The following is a 19,507-nucleotide window of genomic DNA, read 5'->3' as shown; positions in this document are numbered from 1 at the left end:
ATCCAGTGGGCTTTGGGCTAAGGGGCGCTCCGCCAGAGCCTTGAAACCGATACGGATTCACCCGCCCCGTTATAACCACAAAACGGTAAACCGCCTGTCGCCCGGGTATCAGCCTTCAGCAGCAGTGCAAAAAAGTATCGATGGCAGTGTCAGGGATGATTTGTCAGGCCCTTGGCCAAGCGGCTGTAATCAGCGCAGATTCTTCCACCCCAGGTGGAAGGCATAACAACAATAAGCGTCCTTCTGTCGCCACCCGCGGCGCAGAACAGGAGTGATAGATGAAAACTCGCAACCACGCCCTGCTCCTTGCCTCCTGCATGACCCTCAGCAGCCTCGCCCTCGGCGCCCAGACCCTGACCATCGCCACCGTCAACAACAGCGACATGATCCGCATGCAGCGCCTGTCCAAGACCTTCGAGGCCGAGCACCCAGACATCAAGCTGAACTGGGTGGTGCTGGAAGAAAACGTGCTGCGCCAGCGCCTGACCACCGATATCGCCACCCAGGGCGGGCAGTTCGACGTGCTCACCATCGGCATGTACGAAGCCGCCCTGTGGGGTGCCAAGGGCTGGCTGCAAGCCATGCAGGACTTGCCCGCCAGCTATGACCTGGAGGACATCTTCCCCTCGGTGCGCGAAGGCCTGTCGGTCAAGGGCAGCCTGTATGCCCTGCCGTTCTACGCTGAAAGCTCGATGACCTACTACCGCACCGACCTGTTCGCCAAGGCTGGCCTGAGCATGCCCGAACGCCCGACCTGGGAGCAGATCGGCGAATTCGCCGCCAAGCTCAACCAGCCCGCGCAGGAGCAGTACGGCCTGTGCCTGCGGGGCAAGGCTGGCTGGGGCGAGAACATGGCGCTGATCACCACCCTGGCCAACAGCTATGGCGCGCGCTGGTTCGATGAAAAGTGGCAGGCAGAGTTCAACGGGCCGGAGTGGAAGAACGCCCTGAATTTTTACGTCGATAACATGCAGAAATCCGGCCCGCCGGGGGCCTCGAGCAACGGCTTCAACGAAAACCTGGCGCTGTTCAACAGCGGCAAGTGCGCGATCTGGGTCGATGCCAGCGTCGCCGGCTCCTTCGTCACCGACAAGAGCCAGAGCAGGGTCGCCGAACAGGTGGGCTTTGCCTTCGCCCCGCACCAGGTCACCGACCAGGGCAGCGCCTGGCTGTACTCCTGGGCCCTGGCGATCCCCGCCAGCTCCAAGGCCAAGGACGCCGCCAAGACTTTCGCCACCTGGGCCACCTCCAAGGAATACGCGGCGCTGGTGGCGCAAAAGGACGGTATCGCCAATGTGCCGCCGGGAACCCGCGCCTCCACCTACAGTGCGGCCTATATGAGCGCCGCGCCCTTTGCCAAGGTCACCCTGGAAGCGCTGCAGGCCGCCAATCCGCGCCAGCCGGGCGCGCGTCCGGTGCCCTATGTGGGCATCCAGCTGGTGACCATTCCCGAGTTCCAGGCCATTGGCACTCAGGTCGGCAAGTTGTTCTCTGCCGCGCTGATCGGCCAGAACAGCGTGAATCAGGCCCTGGCCGCGGCCCAGCAGAGCACCAGCCGCGACATGCAACGCGCCGGCTACCCGAAATAGCCCGGCGCAGCCCGGTCATACCGGCGCGGTGTTGCGCGCCCTTGTACCCAACTGGTTGTGAGCCTTATGAATACCTCGACTGCCAAGCTCCATGTGCAGCCCCAGGCCGCGCCGCGCAAGCGGCGCACGGCCCATCCCGGCGGGTTCCTGGTCAGCCCTTCGGTGGCGCTGTTGCTGCTGTGGATGATCGTGCCCCTGGGCATGACCCTGTACTTTTCGCTGATCCGCTACAACCTGCTGTACCCCGGTGAAAACCAGTTCGTCGGCCTGGAGAACTTCAGCTACTTCCTCAGCGACTCAGGCTTTTTGCCCGGGGCCGTCAACACCCTGTTGCTGGTGGGCAGCGTTCTGCTGATCAGCGTGGTGTTCGGCGTACTGATCAGTGCCCTGCTGGAGGCCAGCGATTTCCTTGGCCGGGGCCTGGTGCGGGTGCTGCTGATTTCGCCGTTCTTCATCATGCCGACGGTGGGTGCGCTGATCTGGAAGAACCTGATCTTCCACCCGGTGTCGGGGATTCTCGCCGCCCTGTGGAAGTGCTTCGGCGCCCAGCCGGTGGACTGGCTGGCCCACTACCCGCTGCTGTCGATCATCATCATCGTTTCCTGGCAGTGGCTGCCGTTCGCCATCCTGATCCTGATGACCGCCATGCAGTCCCTGGACCAGGAACAGAAAGAGGCCGCGCGCCTGGATGGCGCCGGGCCGATCGCGATCTTCTGGCACCTGACCCTGCCGCACCTGGCGCGGCCGATCGCGGTGGTGGTGATGATCGAGACGATTTTCCTGCTGTCGGTGTTCGCCGAGATCTTCACCACCACCAACGGCGGCCCGGGCTATGCCTCCACCAACCTGGCGTACCTGATCTACAACCAGGCCCTGGTGCAGTTCGACGTGGGCATGGCCTCGGCCGGCGGCCTGATCGCCGTGCTGATCGCCAATATCGCCGCGATCATCCTGGTACGGATGCTCGGCAAGAACCTGACCGACCCGCGCTGAGGAGCCCGTCATGACCCTGCAACAATCCCGACGCCTGCACAGCCTGCTGCTGGGCACCCTGGCCTGGGCCATCGCGATCCTGATCTTCTTCCCGATCTTGTGGATGGTGCTGACCAGCTTCAAGAGCGAGATCGACGCCTTCGCCACGCCGCCGCAGTTGCTCTTCACCCCGACCTTGGAGAACTACCTGCATATCCAGGAGCGCAGCAACTACGCGAGCTTCGCCTGGAACTCGCTGCTGATTTCCTTCAGCGCCACCGCCCTGGCGCTGCTGGTGGCGGTGCCGGCGGCCTACTCCATGGCCTTCTTTGAAACCCGCAACACCCAGCGCACCCTGCTGTGGATGCTCTCCACCAAGATGCTGCCGCCGGTGGGGGTGCTGATGCCGATCTACCTGCTGGCCAAGAGCTTCGGCCTGCTGGACACGCGCCTGGTGCTGATCCTGATCTACAGCCTGATCAACCTGCCGATCCTGGTGTGGATGGTGTACACCTACTTCAAGGACATCCCCCGGGACATCCTCGAAGCCGCGCGCCTGGATGGCGCCACCCTGCCCCAGGAAATGCTCCGGGTACTGCTGCCGATCGCCAAGGGCGGCCTGGCCTCCACCGTGCTGCTGTCGCTGATCCTGTGCTGGAACGAGGCTTTCTGGTCACTCAACCTCACGTCCGCCGACGCCGCCCCGCTGACGGCCCTGGTGGCCTCCTACTCCAGCCCCGAGGGGTTGTTCTGGGCCAAGCTCTCGGCCGTCTCGACCCTGGCCTGCGCGCCAATCCTGATCTTCGGCTGGATCAGCCAGAAGCAGCTGGTGCGCGGCCTGTCCTTTGGCGCAGTGAAATGAATCGCCTCCTACAACTCAAATCTGAATAAGAACAAGCGGAGGCCCACCATGGCCCATCTGAAAATCAGCAATCTGCAAAAAGGCTTCGAAGGCTTCGACATCATCAAGGGCATCGACCTTGAAGTGCGCGACAAGGAATTCGTGGTGTTCGTTGGCCCCTCGGGCTGCGGCAAATCCACCTTGCTGCGGCTGATCGCCGGGCTCGAAGAGGTCAGCGGCGGCCGCATCGAACTCGATGGCCGCGATATCACCGAGGTCAGCCCGGCCAAGCGCGACCTGGCCATGGTGTTCCAGACCTACGCCCTGTACCCGCACATGAGCGTGCGCAAGAACATGTCCTTCGCCCTGGACCTGGCCGGCGTCGACAAGGCCCTGGTGCGGCAGAAGGTCGATGAGGCGGCGCGCATCCTCGAACTGGGACCCATGCTCGAACGCAAGCCCAAGCAGCTGTCCGGCGGCCAGCGCCAGCGAGTGGCGATTGGCCGGGCCATAGTGCGCAACCCGAAGATCTTCCTGTTCGACGAGCCGCTGTCCAACCTCGATGCCGCGCTGCGAGTGCAGATGCGCCTGGAGCTGGCGCGCCTGCACCAGGAGTTGCAGGCCACCATGATCTACGTCACCCACGACCAGGTGGAAGCCATGACCCTGGCCGACAAGGTGGTGGTGCTCAATGGCGGTCGGGTGGAACAGGTGGGCTCGCCAATGGAGCTCTACCACCGTCCGGCCAACCTGTTTGTCGCCGGTTTTCTCGGCACGCCGAAAATGGGTTTTCTCAAGGGCCGCATCACCCAGGTGGATGCCCGCGGCTGCGAGGTGCAATTGCAAGCCGGGGCCTGCCTGCGCCTGGAGCAAAGCGGCGCGCAGTTGCATCCGGGCAGCACGGTGACCCTGGGCATTCGTCCCGAGCACCTGGAACTGGGCGTCCCCGGCCCCGGCAGCCTGGCGGTGACCGCCGATGTCGCCGAGCGCCTGGGCAGCGACACCTTCTGCCATGTCCGCAGCGCCTCCGGCGAGGCCCTGACCCTGCGCATCCGCGGTGATCTGGCCAGCCGCTACGGCGAGCAACTGCACCTGCGCCTGAACCCCGAGCATTGTCACCTGTTCGACGCCCAGGGCGTCGCCGTCCACCGCCCCCTGCGCGCCGCCGCCTGATTGCCGAGAGCCTCTTGATGAAACTCAATCGCTTCAACCTCAGCCAACTGCCGCTGCAGGTGCAGATTCCGCGCTATACCCGCGCCGACACCCAGCAGGGCATGGTGCATATCGGCGTCGGCGGTTTTCACCGGGCCCACCAGGCCTATTACACCGATGCCCTGATGAACCAGGGCTGGAGCCTAGACTGGAGCATCTGCGGGGTCGGCCTGCGCGCCGAGGACCGCCGCGCCCGGGATGACCTGGCAAGCCAGGATTACCTCTACAGCCTGTATCAGCTGGGCGATGGCGGAGGCCACCCGGTGCGGGTGATCGGCGCCATCGAGCAGATGCTGCTGGCCGAGGACGATCCCCAGGCGGTGATCGACAAGCTGGCCAGCCCGCAGATCCGCATCGTCTCCCTGACCATTACCGAGGGCGGCTACTGCATCGACGACAGCAGCGGCGAGTTCATGCTGCACCTGCCGCAGATCCAGCATGACCTGGCCCACCCGCAGCAGCCGCGCAGCGTCTTCGGCTTTCTCTGCGCAGCCCTGGCCAAGCGCCGCTCCGCAGGCATCCCGGCCTTTACCCTGATGTCCTGCGATAACCTGCCGCACAACGGCGACGTCACGCGCAAGGCGCTCCTGGCCTTCGCCGCCCGGCGCGACGCCGACCTGCACGACTGGATCGCCACCCACGTGAGCTTTCCCAATGCCATGGTCGACCGCATCACCCCCATGACCAGCAGCGCCCACCGCCTGCAACTGCACGACGAGCACGGCATCGACGATGCCTGGCCGGTGGTCTGCGAACCCTTTGTGCAGTGGGTGCTGGAAGACCGCTTCAGCCAGGGCCGACCGGCCTGGGAACAGGTGGGGGTGCAGTTCACCGACGACGTCACGCCCTACGAGGAAATGAAGATCAAGCTGCTCAACGGCAGCCACCTGGCGCTGACCTACCTGGGGGTTCTCAAGGGCTACCGCTATGTCCACGAAACCCTCGCCGACCCGCTGTTCGTCGCCTACCTGCGGGCCTTTATGGACCAGGACGTGACCCCGCAACTGGCGCCAGTGCCGGGCATCGACCTGGAACAGTACAAGGCCACCCTGCTGCAGCGCTTTGCCAACCGGGCGATCGCCGACCAATTGCAGCGGGTGTGCAGCGACGGCTCGTCGAAACTGCCGAAATTCATTGTGCCAACCCTCAACCGGCTGATCGCCAGCGGTGCCGACACCGAGCGCCTGGCCCTGGTGGTGGCGGCCTGGGCCCTGTACCTGCGGGGTGTGGACGAGCGCGGCGAGCCCTACCCGATTGCCGACCCTCGGGCCGATTTCTGCCAGGCCCTGGTGGCCGACGACCAGCACCTGGCCCAGCGCCTGCTGGGGGTGGAAGCCATCTTCGGCCTGGAGATCCCCCGCAGCCGGTCATTCGTCGAAGCCTTCGAACGCTGCTTCAATAGCCTGCGTGAACGGGGCGTGAGCCAGACACTGGAACGCCTGCTGGCACGGCAGGCGCTTTGATCAGGAACCCACAATGACCACAGCCAGGCTTTTTCTCGGTATCGATTGCGGCACCCAGGGCACCAAGGCGCTGATCCTCGACAGCCACAGCGGTGCAGTGCTGGGCCTGGGCAGCGCGCCCCACAGCCTGATCAGCGGCGCTAATGGCCGGCGCGAGCAGGAACCCGAGCAATGGCTGCACGCCAGCACCGCCGCCGTGCACCAGGCGTTGCAGGTGGCGGGGGTGGATGGCCGGGACATCCTCGGCATTGGCGTCTCGGCCCAGCAGCACGGGCTGGTGCTGCTGGACAAACAGGGCCAGGTGCTGCGCCCGGCCAAGCTCTGGTGCGACACCGAAAGCAGCGCTGAAAACCAGCGCCTGCTGGAGCACCTGGGGGGCACCCGCGGTTCCCTGGAACGCCTGGGGCTGGCCCTCGCCCCGGGCTATACGGTGTCGAAGCTGCTCTGGACCCTGGAGCAGCACCCGCAGTTGCTGCAGCGCATCGGCCATATCCTGCTGCCCCACGACTACCTCAATTTCTGGCTCAGCGGGCGCTGTTGCAGCGAATACGGCGATGCCTCCGGCACTGGCTATTTCGATGTGCGGCGCCGCGACTGGGATCGCCCGCTGCTGGCCCATATCGACCCCAGCGGTGGCCTTGAACAGGCGCTGCCGCAGCTGATCGAATCCCACCAGGCCGTGGGCCGGGTATTGCCCGAGATTGCCCGGCAACTGGGCATCAACCCCGAGGCCCTGGTGGCCAGCGGCGGTGGCGACAATATGCTCGGCGCCATAGGCACCGGTAATATCCGCCCCGGCATCATCACCATGAGCCTGGGTTCATCCGGCACCCTGTATGCCTACAGTGACCAGCCGCAGGTGGCCGGGGAAGCCGAGGTGGCCTGCTTCTGCTCTTCCAGCGGCGGTTGGCTGCCGCTGATCTGCAGCATGAACCTGACCAATGCCACCCATAAGGTGCGTGAACTGCTGGAGCTGGACCTGGCCACCTTCAACCTGCGGGTGGCCGAGGCGCCGATCGGTACCGAAGGCCTGCGCCTGTTGCCGTTTTTCAATGGCGAACGGGTGCCCGCCCTGCCCCAGGCCCGTGGCCAGTTGCTGGGCATGACCCTGGACAACCTGACCCAGGCCAATCTGTGCCGCGCCGTGGTCGAGGGCTGCACCCTGGGCCTGCGCTACGGCCTTGATCTGCTGCGCGCCAATGGCCTGCAAAGCCGCAGCATCCGCCTGATAGGCGGTGGTGCGAAAAGTCCGCTGTGGCGGCAGATGGTCGCCGATATCATGGGCACCGAGGTGATCTGCCCTCGCGAAACCGAAGCCGCAGCCCTGGGCGCGGCGATCCAGGCCGCCTGGTGCCACGGCCGGCAAAGCGACCCTAACCTTGAGCTGCAACAACTGTGCGAGCGTTGCGTCAGCCTCGACCCCTACAGCCAATGCCAGCCCCGGGCCGAGCAAATGGTGGCCTACGAGGCGCTGTACGCGGATTACCTGAAGCTTCTTTCAACCCTTTGACGAGCGAATGACTATGTATCTGGTGTGTGGCGAAGCGCTGTTCGATTTTTTCAGCGCCGATCAGGCCGAAGGGCCACTCAATCAAGTGGCGTTCCAGGCGATTGCCGGCGGCTCTCCCTTCAATGTGGCGCTGGGGCTGCGCCGCCTGGGTGTGAATAGCGCGCTGCTGGCCGGGCTGTCCAGCGACTACCTGGGTCAGCGCCTGCGCCGGGTGCTGGAAAGCGAAGGGGTGGACACCCGCTACTTGCAGGAATTCGCCGCCCCCACCACCCTGGCCATGGTCGCGGTAGGCGCCGACGGCTCGCCGCACTACAGCTTTCGCGGCGAAGGCTGCGCCGACCGGCAATTGCTGGTGGAACACCTGCCGCTGCTGGATGAGCAGGTGCGCGGCCTGCATATCGGCTCCTTTTCCCTGGTGGTGCAACCTATTGCCGACACCTTGCTGGCCCTGGTGCGTCGCGAGCAGGGGCGCCGCCTGATCAGCCTGGACCCCAATGTGCGGCTCAATCCGCAGCCGGATATCCAGCTCTGGCGCCAGCGCATCGGTGAACTGGTGGGTTATGCCGACCTGATCAAGGTCAGTGACGAGGACCTGTCCCTGCTCTACCCCGGGCAGGATGTGCAGGGGCTGGTCCAGGGCTGGCTGCAGCAGCGTTGCCAACTGGTGTTCCTGACCCGTGGCAGCCAGGGCGCGACGGTGTTCAGCCGCCGCCATGGCAGCTGGTCGGTGCCGGCGCAAGCAGTCAAGGTGGCCGACACCGTGGGTGCCGGTGACACCTTCCAGGCCGCGTTGCTGACCTGGCTGGCCGAACAAGGAATGGATTCACCGGCGGGCCTGGAGCGCCTGAGTCGGGAGCAGATCGACGCACAACTGCGTTTCGCCGTGGGCGCCGCAGCGCTGACCTGCAGCCGGACCGGGCCGGACCTGCCTTACCGGCATCAGCTCTAAGCCACAAGCGGCAAGCTTCAAGCTTCAAGCTTCAAGCTGAAAACTTGCCGCTTGCCGCTGCTCCTGCTGCTGCTTCTGTTAGAAGACCGAGAAGTTGTAGCTGACGATCAAGCGGGTTTCATCCATGTCGCGGGCGATCTGCTGGTAGTTGCTGCGGTAGGTGGCGTTGCGCAGGCGCAGGCTCACATCCTTGAAGGTGCCGCTCTGCACCACGTACTTGAGCTCGCTGTCGCGCTCCCACTCGCGGCCTTCGCGCAGGCTGCCCGGCACCTTGATGTTGTCACCGCTGACATAACGGGTGAGAAAGCTCAGGCCATTGAGGCCCACGGCCTTGAAGTCGTAGTCGTAGCGCAGCTGCCAGGAACGCTCCTGGATCGCCGCGAAGTCGTTGACCTGCACATAGTTCACCAGGTAGGGGTTGCTGCCATCCAGGTAGGGCATCGAGTTGTCGCCGTACATGCGCTGCCAGCCGGCGCTGAACACGTGGCCACTCAGGCTGTAGCCGAGCATGCCGCTCAGGGCCCGGTGGTCGATGCTGCCGGCCCGGGCCGCGCCGCTGTCGTCACTCTTGATCAGGCGCAAATCACCTTTCAATACCCCTGGCCCCAAGGGCTGGTTGGCCAGCAGGCCGACGAAGTGCTGGCGGTAGATATCGTCCAGCTCGGCGTAGTGGTACTGGCCGCTCAGGCGCTCGTTGAACTTGTAGTCCAGGCCGTAGGTGTCGAAGTGGTCGGCCTTGGTATTGCACGCATAGCGCTTGTTCTTGCAGTGCACGCGGATGTCCTGGGCATCGGTGGAATCCCGGGCGGTGTACTGGTCCAGGCGTGCGGCGGTCAGGGTCAGGTCCTTGACTTCCTTGGAGGTCAGTACCGCGCCATTGAACATAGTGGGCAGCAGGCGCCCGTCGTTGTACTTGAGCAGCGGCAGGTCGGGCAGTTGTGCGCCGTATTTCAGCACGGTCTGTGACAGGCGCACCTTGGCGGTCAGCCCCAGCTTGGCGTACTGGTCCGCCGAACCCCGCGGGTCATGCCCGCTGGAGGGCAGCAGGCCGCTGTTGCTGCGGTCCGGGCTGGAGTCCAGCTTGAGCCCGAGCATGCCCAGGGCATCCAGGCCGAAACCCAGGGTGCCCTCGGTGTAGCCCGATTGCAGATTGAGGATAAAGCCCTGGGCCGACTCCTCGCGCTTGGAAGCTCCTTGCTCGGTGCGGGTGTGACCGTCACGAAAATCCCGATTGAAATACACCGTGCGCGATTCGAGCTTGGCGCTGCTGTCCTCGAAGAAACCACCGGCGTCGGCCAGGGGGGCAAAACCGGCGCACAGGGCAGCCGCTCCAAGGCCCAGCAGCGGGCGCGGATTGAGTAGGGGCAAAGGGGGACGCATGAACGGGCTCCAGCAGAAAATCAGTGACGCGAGGTAAAGAAAAAGACCCAGGAGAAATTCACCCTGCTGATCGATGAGCGCAGGCTGAATTGATTGAATCAATGAGAATCGCCAATGGTGGCAGATAGCCTTGGCTCGACCCACCCGACTTTAGTCTGACTCCCCGGTCGCTCCCCGATAAGGCAACCGAGTCAAGCGAGCGCTGTCTGCGCCAAAATAAATCGATCAATTCCGCCAATTTTCGACCTCAGAAAAACCCGTCAAAAAAACTGTCGAGACGATCAGAAAACCCCTTGAAAAAGACGATGGCTAGTCGATAGTGGCAAAAAAGCATCAGCCTTTCGTCAAACTTTAATACCGTTCGTCGGATTATCTGGGTCGCTGCAAAAATAAACCAAGTATTTGACGCTTTCTATTACGACCTTAATCAATAGACTTATGTCTTTGTTTTATAACAATTTTAACTGCGTCAAAAAATCAAAATACATCCATGTGTCATTTATGCAACACCGCAAAACGTCAATTAAACGTCTTTATCTTATGGTAGTGTCAAAAAAAGAGCGCGATAGCGGCCATGTGCCACATGCTCTTTAACAAGGTGAGCCATCCCCTCACCCCACACTCATCATGGACGAGGTCGTTCCCGTGGAAGTCAGCGTTTTTGGTACTGGCTATGTCGGTCTGGTGCAGGCAGTCGCGCTTGCCGATGTCGGGCATAACGTGGTCTGTGTCGATATCGACAGCCACAAGATCGCCCAGCTGCAACGTTCCATCCCGCCCATTCACGAACCGGGCCTGGCGGGCCTGATCGAAACCAACCAGCAGGCCGGCCGCTTGCACTTCAGCACCCAGGCCAGCGATGCCGTGGGCCATGCCCAGGTGATTTTCATCGCGGTTGGCACCCCCTCCAACGAAGACGGCTCGGCGGACCTCGACCATGTGCTGGCGGTGGCACGCAACATCGCCAGCCTGATGTCCAGCGACAAGACCCTGGTGATCAAGTCCACGGTGCCGGTGGGCACCGCCGACCTGGTGATCGAGACCGTTGCCGAGCAGTTGGCGGACCTGGGCCGCTCGGGCCTGCAGGTGCATGTGGTGTCCAACCCGGAGTTCCTCAAGGAGGGCTCGGCGGTGGCCGATTGCATGCGTCCGGACCGGATCATCATCGGTTGCAGCCATGAACTGCCGCGCCAGCAACTGAGCGAGCTGTACGCGCCGTTCAATCACAGCCATGAGCGCCTGATGTTCATGGATAACCGCAGCGCTGAGCTGGTCAAGTACGCGGCCAACGCCATGCTCGCCACGCGCATCAGTTTCATGAACGAGATGGCCAACCTGGCCGAGCGCCTGGGGGTGGACATCAATGCCGTGCGCAAGGGCATCGGCGCCGATCCGCGCATCGGCTACCACTTCCTCTACCCGGGTGCCGGATTTGGCGGTTCGTGCTTCCCCAAGGACCTGCGTGCCCTGATTCATACCGCCGAGAGCCACGGCCTGGAGCCGCAGATGCTCAAGACCGTGCGCAACGTCAACGAGCAACAGCGCCACGTGCTGCTGCGCAAGCTCAAGGCGCATCTGGGTGACAACTTGCAGGGCAAGGTGATCGCCCTGTGGGGCCTGGCCTTCAAGGCCAATACCGATGACATGCGCGAAGCCACCAGCCGTTACCTGATGGAAGCGCTGTGGGCCCATGGCGCCCGGGTCCAGGCCTTCGACCCGCAAGCCATGACCGAATGCCGGCGCCTGTACGGCTACCGCGACGACCTGCACCTGTGCGCCACCCGCGACGACGCCCTGCAAGGCGCCGATGCCCTGGTGATCTGCACCGAGTGGAAGACCTTTCGCGTGGCGGATTTCAAGCTGCTGCGCGAAACCCTCAAGGCACGCCTGGTGGTCGACGGCCGCAACCTCTACAACCCGCAGCAGGCTGCGGACGCCGGCCTGCACTACCTGAGCATCGGCCTGCCGTATCGGCTACCGGAGGCCCTTGGCGCATGAATATCCTGATCACCGGGGCCGCCGGCTTTATCGGCGCCCATACCGCACTGCGTTTGCTCAAGGATGGGCACCAGGTCACCGGGCTGGATAATTTCAATCACTACTACGACCCCAAGCTCAAGCACGACCGGGTGCGCTGGGTGGAACAGCAAGTCGGGCACTTCCCCGTGCAACGCCTGGACCTGGCCGACAGCCAGGGCCTGGAGCGGCTGTTCGCCGAAGTGCGCCCGCAGGTGGTGATCAACCTCGCCGCCCAGGCCGGGGTGCGCTATTCCCTGGAAAACCCCAAGGCCTACCTGGACAGCAACCTCAGCGGTTTTCTCAACCTGCTGGAGATGTGCCGGCGCTATCCGGTGCAGCACCTGATCTACGCCTCGTCGAGCTCGGTGTACGGAGCCAACCAGCAGGTGCCGTTCAAGGTCAGCGATAACGTCGACCACCCGCTGTCGCTGTACGCCGCGAGCAAGAAGGCCAATGAGCTGATGGCCCACAGCTACAGCCACCTGTTCGGTGTGCCGGCCACCGGCCTGCGCTTCTTCACCGTCTATGGGCCCTGGGGCCGGCCGGACATGTCGCCGATCCTGTTCGCCGATGCCATCAGCCAGGGCCGGCCGTTGCAACTGTTCAACTACGGCATGCACCAGCGCGACTTCACCTATATCGACGACATAGTCGAGTCCCTGGTGCGCCTGCTGGGCAAGCCGCCGGAGCGCGACCCGCTGTGGGACCGGGACCAGCCGGACCCGTCCACCAGCATGGCGCCCTGGCGCCTGTTCAATATCGGCGGCCAGCGCCCGGTGGAGCTCAAGGACTACGTGGCGACCCTGGAAAAACTCCTCGGCCGCCCGGCCCAGGTGCAGTACCTGCCACTGCAGCCCGGCGATGTGTTGAACACCTGCGCCGATACCAGCGCCCTGGAAAACCTCACCGGGTTCGGCCCCCAGGTGCCCCTGGAGGACGGCTTGCGCCACTTCGTCCAGTGGTACCTGAGCTACTACCACAGCGGCTGCAACTGAACCCGGCGCGCACCTTTTTCTCCCAACCCTTTGCCATGGAAGTAGTTCCGGTGGATATGGAAAAACCCCTCTCTGCACCGCTGACCGAGGTCGCGGCCCCGACCCGCATCGACCGGCGCAACGACCCGTTCCGGCGCAAGGTGCAGGCTGCCATCGACCTGCAGCACCACGGCTGGATCACTGGCCGCGACGGTGGTCGGCCCTGGACCCTGTCGCGCAGCAAGCGCCTGACCTCGGCCTTGCTGGCTGCGGTAATGCTGGTGCTGCTGGCGCCGCTGCTGCTGCTGGTGGCCGTGCTGATCAAGCTCACCAGCCCGGGACCGGTGTTCTTCGTGCAACTGCGCACCGGTTTTCGCGGTCGGCGCTTCGGCATGTACAAGTTCCGCACCATGGTGGTCAACGCCGAGGCCCTGAAGGACTCGGTGCGCCACCTGAACAAGCACGGCGCGGATTCGGTGGATTTCAAGATCGACCGTGACCCGCGCATCACTGGCATCGGCGGTTTCCTGCGGCGTACCAGCCTCGACGAGCTGCCCAACCTGATCAACGTGGTGCTGGGCCAGATGCGCATCGTCGGCCCGCGCCCCACCTCCTTCCATGCCCAGACCTACAAGCAGCATCACCTCGGGCGGCTGAGCATCTACCCGGGGATCACCGGCCTGTGGCAGGTGTCCGGGCGCAGCGACGTGGACTTCGACGGCCGGGTGACCCTCGACATGACCTACATCTTCCAGCAGAGCCCCTGGCTCGACCTGAAGATCCTGATCAAAACCCCTTTCAAGGTCCTCAATGGCCACGGAGCAAGTTGATATGGCGGCAGCAACCCTAGCCAGTCTGAAAATTCAGAACCCCAGTGAAAGCAACCTGGCGGTGACCGTGCTCGACCGGGAATTGCGGGTGATCCTGCTCACCGCCGCCAACCGCCACAGCGGCGTCACCAGCAGCAGCCTGAGCATGGCCAGCGAACTGGCCCGCAGCAGCCGTGGCCGGGTATTGCTGGTGGACACCAGCCTTTCCGAGCAGAGCCTGACCCGCCAACTGGGCCTGGATCAGCAGCAGGGTTTTCTCGACCTGGCCCTGGCCGAACAGCCACCGCTGCTGGCCTCCTGCATCCAGGCCGGCGAACCCCAGGGCTTCGACTTCCTGCCCCTGGGCCGGCGCCAGCAATACGCCGAGCGCCTGACCCCGGAGCTGCTGCGCGAGCGCCTGCACAGCCTGGCCGGGGACTACCGCTTCGTAATCCTCGACGGCGACCCGGTGTACAGCAGCGGCGACATTCTCACCCTGGCCACCCAGGTGGATGGCGTGGTGCTGGTGGTGCGCAGCGAGGAAACCCGCTGGGAAGTGGCCCAGGCCGCGGCGCAACGCCTGATCCAGGCCGAGGCCAAGCTGATCGGCAGCGTGTTCAACGCCCGCAAGTACTACATGCCCAAGTGGGTTTATGACCGTCTCTGACCGGCACAAGGACCGTGTAACCATGAACAAGCCAAGATACTCCCTGCTCGGCCTGGCCCTGCTCGCAGCCCTGGGCGGCTGCGTCAACCGCGAGCCGCAGCAGATGCCGGTGCAGATCCTCAGCGCCCCGGCCGACCAGGCCCAGCTCAGCGAAGTGCTGCCCATCGAGCAGGTGCTGCGGCCCCAGGATGTGCTGGACGTGATCTTCCATATCGGCACCACCAGCGCGCAGCGCTACCTGGTGCAGCCTGGCGATCAGGTGGACATCAGTTTCCTCACCGCGGCGGAACTGGGGGGCAGCAAGCTGGTACTGCCCGACGGCAGCATCGACATGCCCTACGTGGGCAATGTGCAGGTGGCCGGGCTCTCCGCGGAGCAGGCGCGGCAGACCCTGGAAAGCCGCTACGCCAAGGTGCTGAAGAAACCGCAGATCACCTTCTCGATCTCCCACGCCATGGCCCAGCTGGACAACCTGCGCACCAGCCTGACCAACCCCGCCACCGGCCTGAGCCGGGAAATCGTGGTGGGCTCCGACGGCCGCGCCAGCTTCCCGCTGCTGGGCAGCCTGTCGTTGCAGGGCAAGAGCCTTAGCGAGCTGCAAAGCCTGATCAACCAGCGCTACGCCAAGGAAGTGGGCCAGGTCAGCGTCGACATCCTGCTCAAGACCACCGCCGCCAATGAAGTGTTTGTCATGGGCGAAGTGGGCCAGCCGGGCGCCTACCCGATCCGCCGGCCGATCTCGGTGCTCGAAGCCCTGACCCTGGCCAAGGGCAGCGCCCCCAGCGCGCGCCTGGACTCGGTGGTGATCATGCGCCGCCAGGGCAACCAGGTGCAGGCCCGGGTGTATGACGCCAGCGCCGCGCTGGATGGCAAGGCCCTGCAATTTGCCTACCTGCAGCCGGACGACCTGCTCTACGTGCCCAAGACCCGCCTGGCCAAGGCCGGCGCCCTGAGCAAGCAGCTGGCGGACGTGATCATGTTCCAGGGTGTCGGGTTCAGCTTCGGCTACCGCGTCGACAACAAAGAAACGAACAACAACTGAGTTCCCTCTCGATGACCAAGATCGAAAACTACCTGCACGAGTTTCTCCTCGTGTTCTTCGTCAATCGACGCCTGATCAAGCGGGTGTTCCTGGGTTTCGCCCTGCTTGCCCTGCTGCTGCCGCTGGTGCTCAAGCAAAGCTTCGAGATCACCGCGGAAGTGATTGTGCAGTCCAAGAAACTGTCGCAGACCGACGCCAACACCGTGCTCGCCCCGGACAGCGACAAGTTCATCCCGCCGTCCCTGGCGGATATGGAAACCGAGAGCAATATCCTCCGCTCGCCGACCCTGATCCGCGCCACCATCGACCAGCTGCGCAGTGAAGGGCAGTTCGGCGGCAACGAGGGGTTGCTGACCCGGTTGCTGTTCAAGCCGATCGGCAACGGCCTGGTCGACCCGCTGCGCAACCACCTGATCAACCCGATTCGCGGCTGGTTCGGCCTGGCCGTGGACCCAGTGCGCGACACCCGCCTGGATGCCTTCACCGAGCAGGCGGTCAAGGACCTGAAGATCGGCACCCTGCCCGGCTCCAACGTGATCTCCATCGTCTACGCCAGCGCCAATGCCGCCGAAGGCACGCGCTTTGTCGAGCGCCTGTTGGCCAACTACCTGAAGAACCGCCAGGACCTGCAATCCAACGAGCTGCCCGAAGCCTTCTATGAACAGAAGAAGGCCCAGTACCAGTCGCGCCTGGACGACCTCGAAGGCCAGCGCCAGGCCCTGCTGGAAGCGGCCCACGCCTCCGACCCCAAGGAAGAGATCACCTTCCGCCTGAATGCCATCAACACCGAGGAGCAGTCGCTCAACGGCTACCGCGACCAGGCCCTGGAAAACCAGCGCCGCCTCGACTACCTGCAAAAGAGCCTGGCCGCCGCGCGCAAGGCCAACCTCACCGACTACAGTTTCCCCTTCGCCTTCGCCAACACCGTGGACAACGTGGCCTATGAAGACCGCGAGATCAAACAGCTGGGCGAGCAACTGAGCAACCTGGTGAGCCAGTACGGCACCACCGCCGACACCTACCGCGCCGACAGCGTGCCCATGCAGCAGCAGCGCGAGCAGATTGCCCGGGCCCGCACGCAGTTTCTCAAGGTGGTGGAAAACCGTGTGCGCGAGCGCAGCAGCGAGTTGCAGATCACCCAATCGGTGATCGCCCAGAAGACCACCCGGATCAACGACTACAAGGCCCGGGTGCGCGACCTGCAGGAAGTGCAAAGCAAATTGCGCCAGCTGGACACCGAGATCGACGCCCTGCACAAGGCCTTCTTCACCTACACCCAGCGCTACGAGGAAAGCCGTGGCGAGCGCCTGATCAGCGGCGAACTGTCCAACGCCCGGGTGCTCAGCCAGCCCTATGAGCCCAGCGAGCCGGCCTTTCCCAAGCCGATGCTGATCATTCCCCTGGGCCTGCTCAGCGGTCTGCTGCTGGCCATCGCCCTGGGTTATGTCTACGAGTTCTTCGACCACCGCTTCAAGCACCCGGCCCAGGTTGCCGACCACCTTGGCCTGCCGGTACTGATGGTGCTCAACGACCAGCAACCCGCGCAGCACAACCCCTACCCGCGCTGGACCTGGCGCTGGGCCTGGCATTGGGCCAAGCAGTGAGCAACCTGGGAATGACCCCGCAGCCGATCGTGCACCTGATCCACAGCGGCGGTTTCTACGGTGCCGAACGCATGCTGCTGGACCACTGCCTGGCAACCCCGGGGCAGCATCGGGTGGTGTTTATCAACGCCCCCGACACCCTGCTGCGGCGCTTTGCCGAAGCCGGCGTGGCCTGCCACAACTGCCGCTGCCTGCAGAGCCTGCTGGGCCACCTGCGGCAACAGCCAGGGCTGCTCAACGCGCACAACTTCAAGGCCCAGGTGTTCGCCTGGGTCTGTGCCCGGCGCCTGGGCCTGCCCCTGGTGCTGACCCAGCACGGTTTCACCCCGCGCAGCCTGAAGCAGAAGCTCTACACCTGGGTCAGCCTGCGCCTGTGCCGCAGCCCCCGGGTACGCCGGGTGGCCTGCGTGGCCCAGAGCATTGCCCGCCTGCATCTTGCGGCCGGGGTTGCCGCGGACAAGCTGCGGGTGATCCCCAATGGCCTGCCGGAACCCGCCCCGCAACTGCCGGCCAGCCCCAGCGGGCCGCCCTCGGGTGAAGCCGAGATCGTCCGCGACCCGGCGCAGCCGCTGGTAGGTTTTGTCGGCCGCCTGAGCGCGGAAAAGGGCCCGGACCTGTTTCTCGACGCCCTGCTCGAACTGTGCCAGCAGCGCCCCGAGCTCAAGGCTGTGCTGCTGGGCGAAGGGGAACAGAACCAAGCCCTGCGCCAGCGTATCGAAGCGGCCGGGCTGGCCTCGCGCATCCTCCTGCCGGGCTATCAGCGCGATATGCAGCCCTGGCTCAAGCGCTTGAACGTACTGGTGCTCAGCTCGCGCACCGAGGGCACGCCGATGATCCTGCTGGAAGCCATGCAAGCCGGCACCCCGGTGGTGGCCTTTGCCGTGGGCGGCATTCCCGATGTGCTGCAACACCGGCACAACGGCCTGCTGGCCAAGCCCGAAGACAGCGCCGAGTTGCAGCAACAGATTGCCTGCCTGCTGGATGACCCGGCCCTGGCCGAGGCCCTGGCCGCGGCCGCCCGCGTCACCCAGCGCCAGCAGCATCATTTGCCGACCCTGGCCCGGCAATGGGATGAGCTGTATCGCATGGCCAGGGAGGTTGCGCCGGCATGATCGTGGTTCCTGTTCTCGGCCTGCTCCTGGGCCTGGCCAGCCTGTTGCTGCTGGCCAGCCCCTGGCCCTACCTCGCGCCCCTGGTGGTGTTTGGCCTGCTGGGCCTGGCCCTGCTGTATCGCCGTCCGGGCTGGGGCCTGCTGGGGATCTGCGCCCTGGTGCCCTTCGAGGGCCTGTTCAAGGACAGCGCCTTTTCCGCGGCCAAGCTGCTGGGGGCATCGCTGATCCTGATCCTGCTGTGCCAGCTGCTGTTGCGGCAGATCCCCGAGCGGCGCCTGGCCAGCAACCTGTGGCGGGCCCTGGGGCCCTTTCTGCTGTGCCTGCTGCTGAGCCTGATGTACAGCGAGAACCTCGGAGTGTCCCTGGACAGCCTGCGGGAGCTGGCGGTGGGCCTGGTGCTGTTTTGGGTCACCCTGCTGATTGCCCGCGAGGTCAACCTGCTGATGCTCTGCCGGTTACTGGCGCTGAGCGTGGCCAGCACCTGCGTGATTGCCCTGGTCTCGGCCAAGTACCAGGTCGGCGGACGGGCCATCGGCCTGCTGCAGGACGCCAACTATTTCGCTCTGCTGATCGCCATGGCGCTGCCCGCGGCGATCTTCCTCGCCCTGCGCGCACGGCACTGGCCGCTGCGGCTGTTCTGGGTCGGCATCTGCCTGACCCTGATGGCCGGCATGACCAAGACCGACTCGCGCTCGGGCCTGTTGGTGGTGCTACTGACCCTGGCCATCGGCGCCTGGCACTACCGCGAGCATTTCCGACGCCTGCGTCCCAAGCACCTGGGCTTCGCCCTGTTCGCCCTGGCCATCGGCGTGCCCACTGGCATCGCCGTGCTGCCGGCGGACTACGTGGCCCGGGTGCAGTCCCTGGGCCTGCTCAAGTCTGGCGCCCATTCCCAGGACGCCTCCCTGGGCCGGCGCAGTTCCTACCTGGTGGTGGGCGGGCAGATGATCCGCGAGAACCCGTTGCTGGGTTCGGGCCTGGGCACCTTCCCGATCCACTACGCGGCCACCGGCTTCGCCAGCGGCTTCTCGGAGAACCTCAACCAGCCGGACCTGTTCCGCCGCGCCCACAACACCTACCTGGAGCTGTTCAGCGAGCTGGGAATTCCCGCCGGCCTGAGCTTTGTCGCGCTGATGCTATTAGGCCTGCGCAACTTTGCCCGGGCGCGCCAGGGCTTCCTCGCCAGTAATCGCCAGGAGCAGGCCGATATCGCCACCCACCTGGGCCTGAGCCTGCTGGCCATGGCGTTGTTCCTGCTGTTTCTCAGTGCGCCGAACCACAAGTACCTGTGGATTTTCCTGGCCCTGTCCAGCGTGCTCCGGCGCCAGGCCGAAGCAGCCGAGGGCGCCTGATGCCGCACACCA

The 19,507-nt window shown here is 64.6% G+C and carries 16 protein-coding genes; 15 read left to right on the top strand and 1 reads right to left on the bottom strand.

Annotation, left to right across the window (positions count from 1 at the left end; genetic code table 11):
• Positions 1-278 precede the first annotated feature (278 nt).
• From J4P02_RS00950 to J4P02_RS00920, 7 genes are all read left to right on the top strand, one after another.
• Positions 279-1,589, top strand: a complete 1,311-nt coding sequence (locus tag J4P02_RS00950) for an ABC transporter substrate-binding protein (RefSeq protein WP_426186737.1) — start codon at positions 279-281, stop codon at positions 1,587-1,589.
• Between the two features lie 66 nt (positions 1,590-1,655).
• Entirely contained in the window at positions 1,656-2,582 is a 927-nt protein-coding gene (locus tag J4P02_RS00945; protein WP_426186734.1) for a carbohydrate ABC transporter permease, read from the top strand.
• Positions 2,583-2,592: 10 nt separating this feature from the next.
• On the top strand, positions 2,593-3,423 hold the full coding sequence (locus tag J4P02_RS00940; protein ID WP_426186731.1) for a carbohydrate ABC transporter permease: 831 nt from the start codon (positions 2,593-2,595) through the stop codon (positions 3,421-3,423).
• 48 nt (positions 3,424-3,471) lie between these two features.
• Complete coding sequence (locus J4P02_RS00935) at positions 3,472-4,575, top strand: ABC transporter ATP-binding protein (RefSeq protein WP_426186728.1); 1,104 nt, start codon at positions 3,472-3,474, stop codon at positions 4,573-4,575.
• Positions 4,576-4,592: 17 nt separating this feature from the next.
• Positions 4,593-6,077, top strand: coding sequence for a mannitol dehydrogenase family protein (locus tag J4P02_RS00930; RefSeq protein WP_426186725.1), 1,485 nt, complete (start codon positions 4,593-4,595; stop codon positions 6,075-6,077).
• 13 nt (positions 6,078-6,090) lie between these two features.
• Positions 6,091-7,587, top strand: coding sequence for a xylulokinase (gene xylB, locus J4P02_RS00925; RefSeq protein WP_426186722.1), 1,497 nt, complete (start codon positions 6,091-6,093; stop codon positions 7,585-7,587).
• 13 nt (positions 7,588-7,600) lie between these two features.
• Positions 7,601-8,536, top strand: coding sequence for a carbohydrate kinase family protein (locus J4P02_RS00920; RefSeq protein WP_426187691.1), 936 nt, complete (start codon positions 7,601-7,603; stop codon positions 8,534-8,536).
• A 78-nt stretch (positions 8,537-8,614) separates the two neighbouring features.
• Here the strand turns inward: J4P02_RS00920 and J4P02_RS00915 are convergent, their stop codons facing one another.
• Complete coding sequence (locus J4P02_RS00915) at positions 8,615-9,916, bottom strand: OprD family porin (RefSeq protein WP_426186719.1); 1,302 nt, start codon at positions 9,914-9,916, stop codon at positions 8,615-8,617.
• Positions 9,917-10,561: 645 nt separating this feature from the next.
• Here J4P02_RS00915 and J4P02_RS00910 point away from each other — a divergent pair.
• From J4P02_RS00910 to J4P02_RS00875, 8 genes are read left to right on the top strand one after another with little or no spacing between them, the layout of a single operon-like run.
• Entirely contained in the window at positions 10,562-11,914 is a 1,353-nt protein-coding gene (locus J4P02_RS00910) for a UDP-glucose dehydrogenase family protein (RefSeq protein WP_426186716.1), read from the top strand.
• On the top strand, positions 11,911-12,930 hold the full coding sequence (locus tag J4P02_RS00905) for an NAD-dependent epimerase (protein ID WP_426186713.1): 1,020 nt from the start codon (positions 11,911-11,913) through the stop codon (positions 12,928-12,930). Before J4P02_RS00910 ends, J4P02_RS00905 begins: the two co-directional genes overlap by 4 nt.
• Positions 12,931-12,986: 56 nt before the next feature.
• The gene (locus J4P02_RS00900; protein WP_426186710.1) at positions 12,987-13,739 is read left to right on the top strand and encodes a sugar transferase; all 753 of its coding nucleotides are present in this window, start codon (positions 12,987-12,989) and stop codon (positions 13,737-13,739) included.
• A gap of 1 nt (position 13,740) precedes the next feature.
• Complete coding sequence (locus tag J4P02_RS00895; protein WP_426186707.1) at positions 13,741-14,385, top strand: CpsD/CapB family tyrosine-protein kinase; 645 nt, start codon at positions 13,741-13,743, stop codon at positions 14,383-14,385.
• A gap of 22 nt (positions 14,386-14,407) precedes the next feature.
• Entirely contained in the window at positions 14,408-15,427 is a 1,020-nt protein-coding gene (locus J4P02_RS00890; protein ID WP_426186704.1) for a polysaccharide biosynthesis/export family protein, read from the top strand.
• 11 nt (positions 15,428-15,438) lie between these two features.
• Positions 15,439-17,031, top strand: a complete 1,593-nt coding sequence (locus J4P02_RS00885) for a GumC family protein (protein WP_426186701.1) — start codon at positions 15,439-15,441, stop codon at positions 17,029-17,031.
• Between the two features lie 11 nt (positions 17,032-17,042).
• Positions 17,043-18,143 (top strand): glycosyltransferase family 4 protein, encoded by a 1,101-nt coding sequence (locus J4P02_RS00880; RefSeq protein ID WP_426187689.1) that lies wholly within the window; start codon positions 17,043-17,045, stop codon positions 18,141-18,143.
• The gene (locus J4P02_RS00875) at positions 18,140-19,495 is read left to right on the top strand and encodes an O-antigen ligase family protein (RefSeq protein ID WP_426186698.1); all 1,356 of its coding nucleotides are present in this window, start codon (positions 18,140-18,142) and stop codon (positions 19,493-19,495) included. Before J4P02_RS00880 ends, J4P02_RS00875 begins: the two co-directional genes overlap by 4 nt.
• Positions 19,496-19,507 lie beyond the last annotated feature (12 nt).

It is taken from the genome of Pseudomonas sp. NFXW11 (assembly GCF_049887815.1).
In the GTDB taxonomy this organism is placed as follows: Bacteria; Pseudomonadota; Gammaproteobacteria; order Pseudomonadales; family Pseudomonadaceae; genus Aquipseudomonas.
Note: the sequence above shows the minus strand (reverse complement) of the source record. Positions and strands in the feature narration are given on the sequence as shown.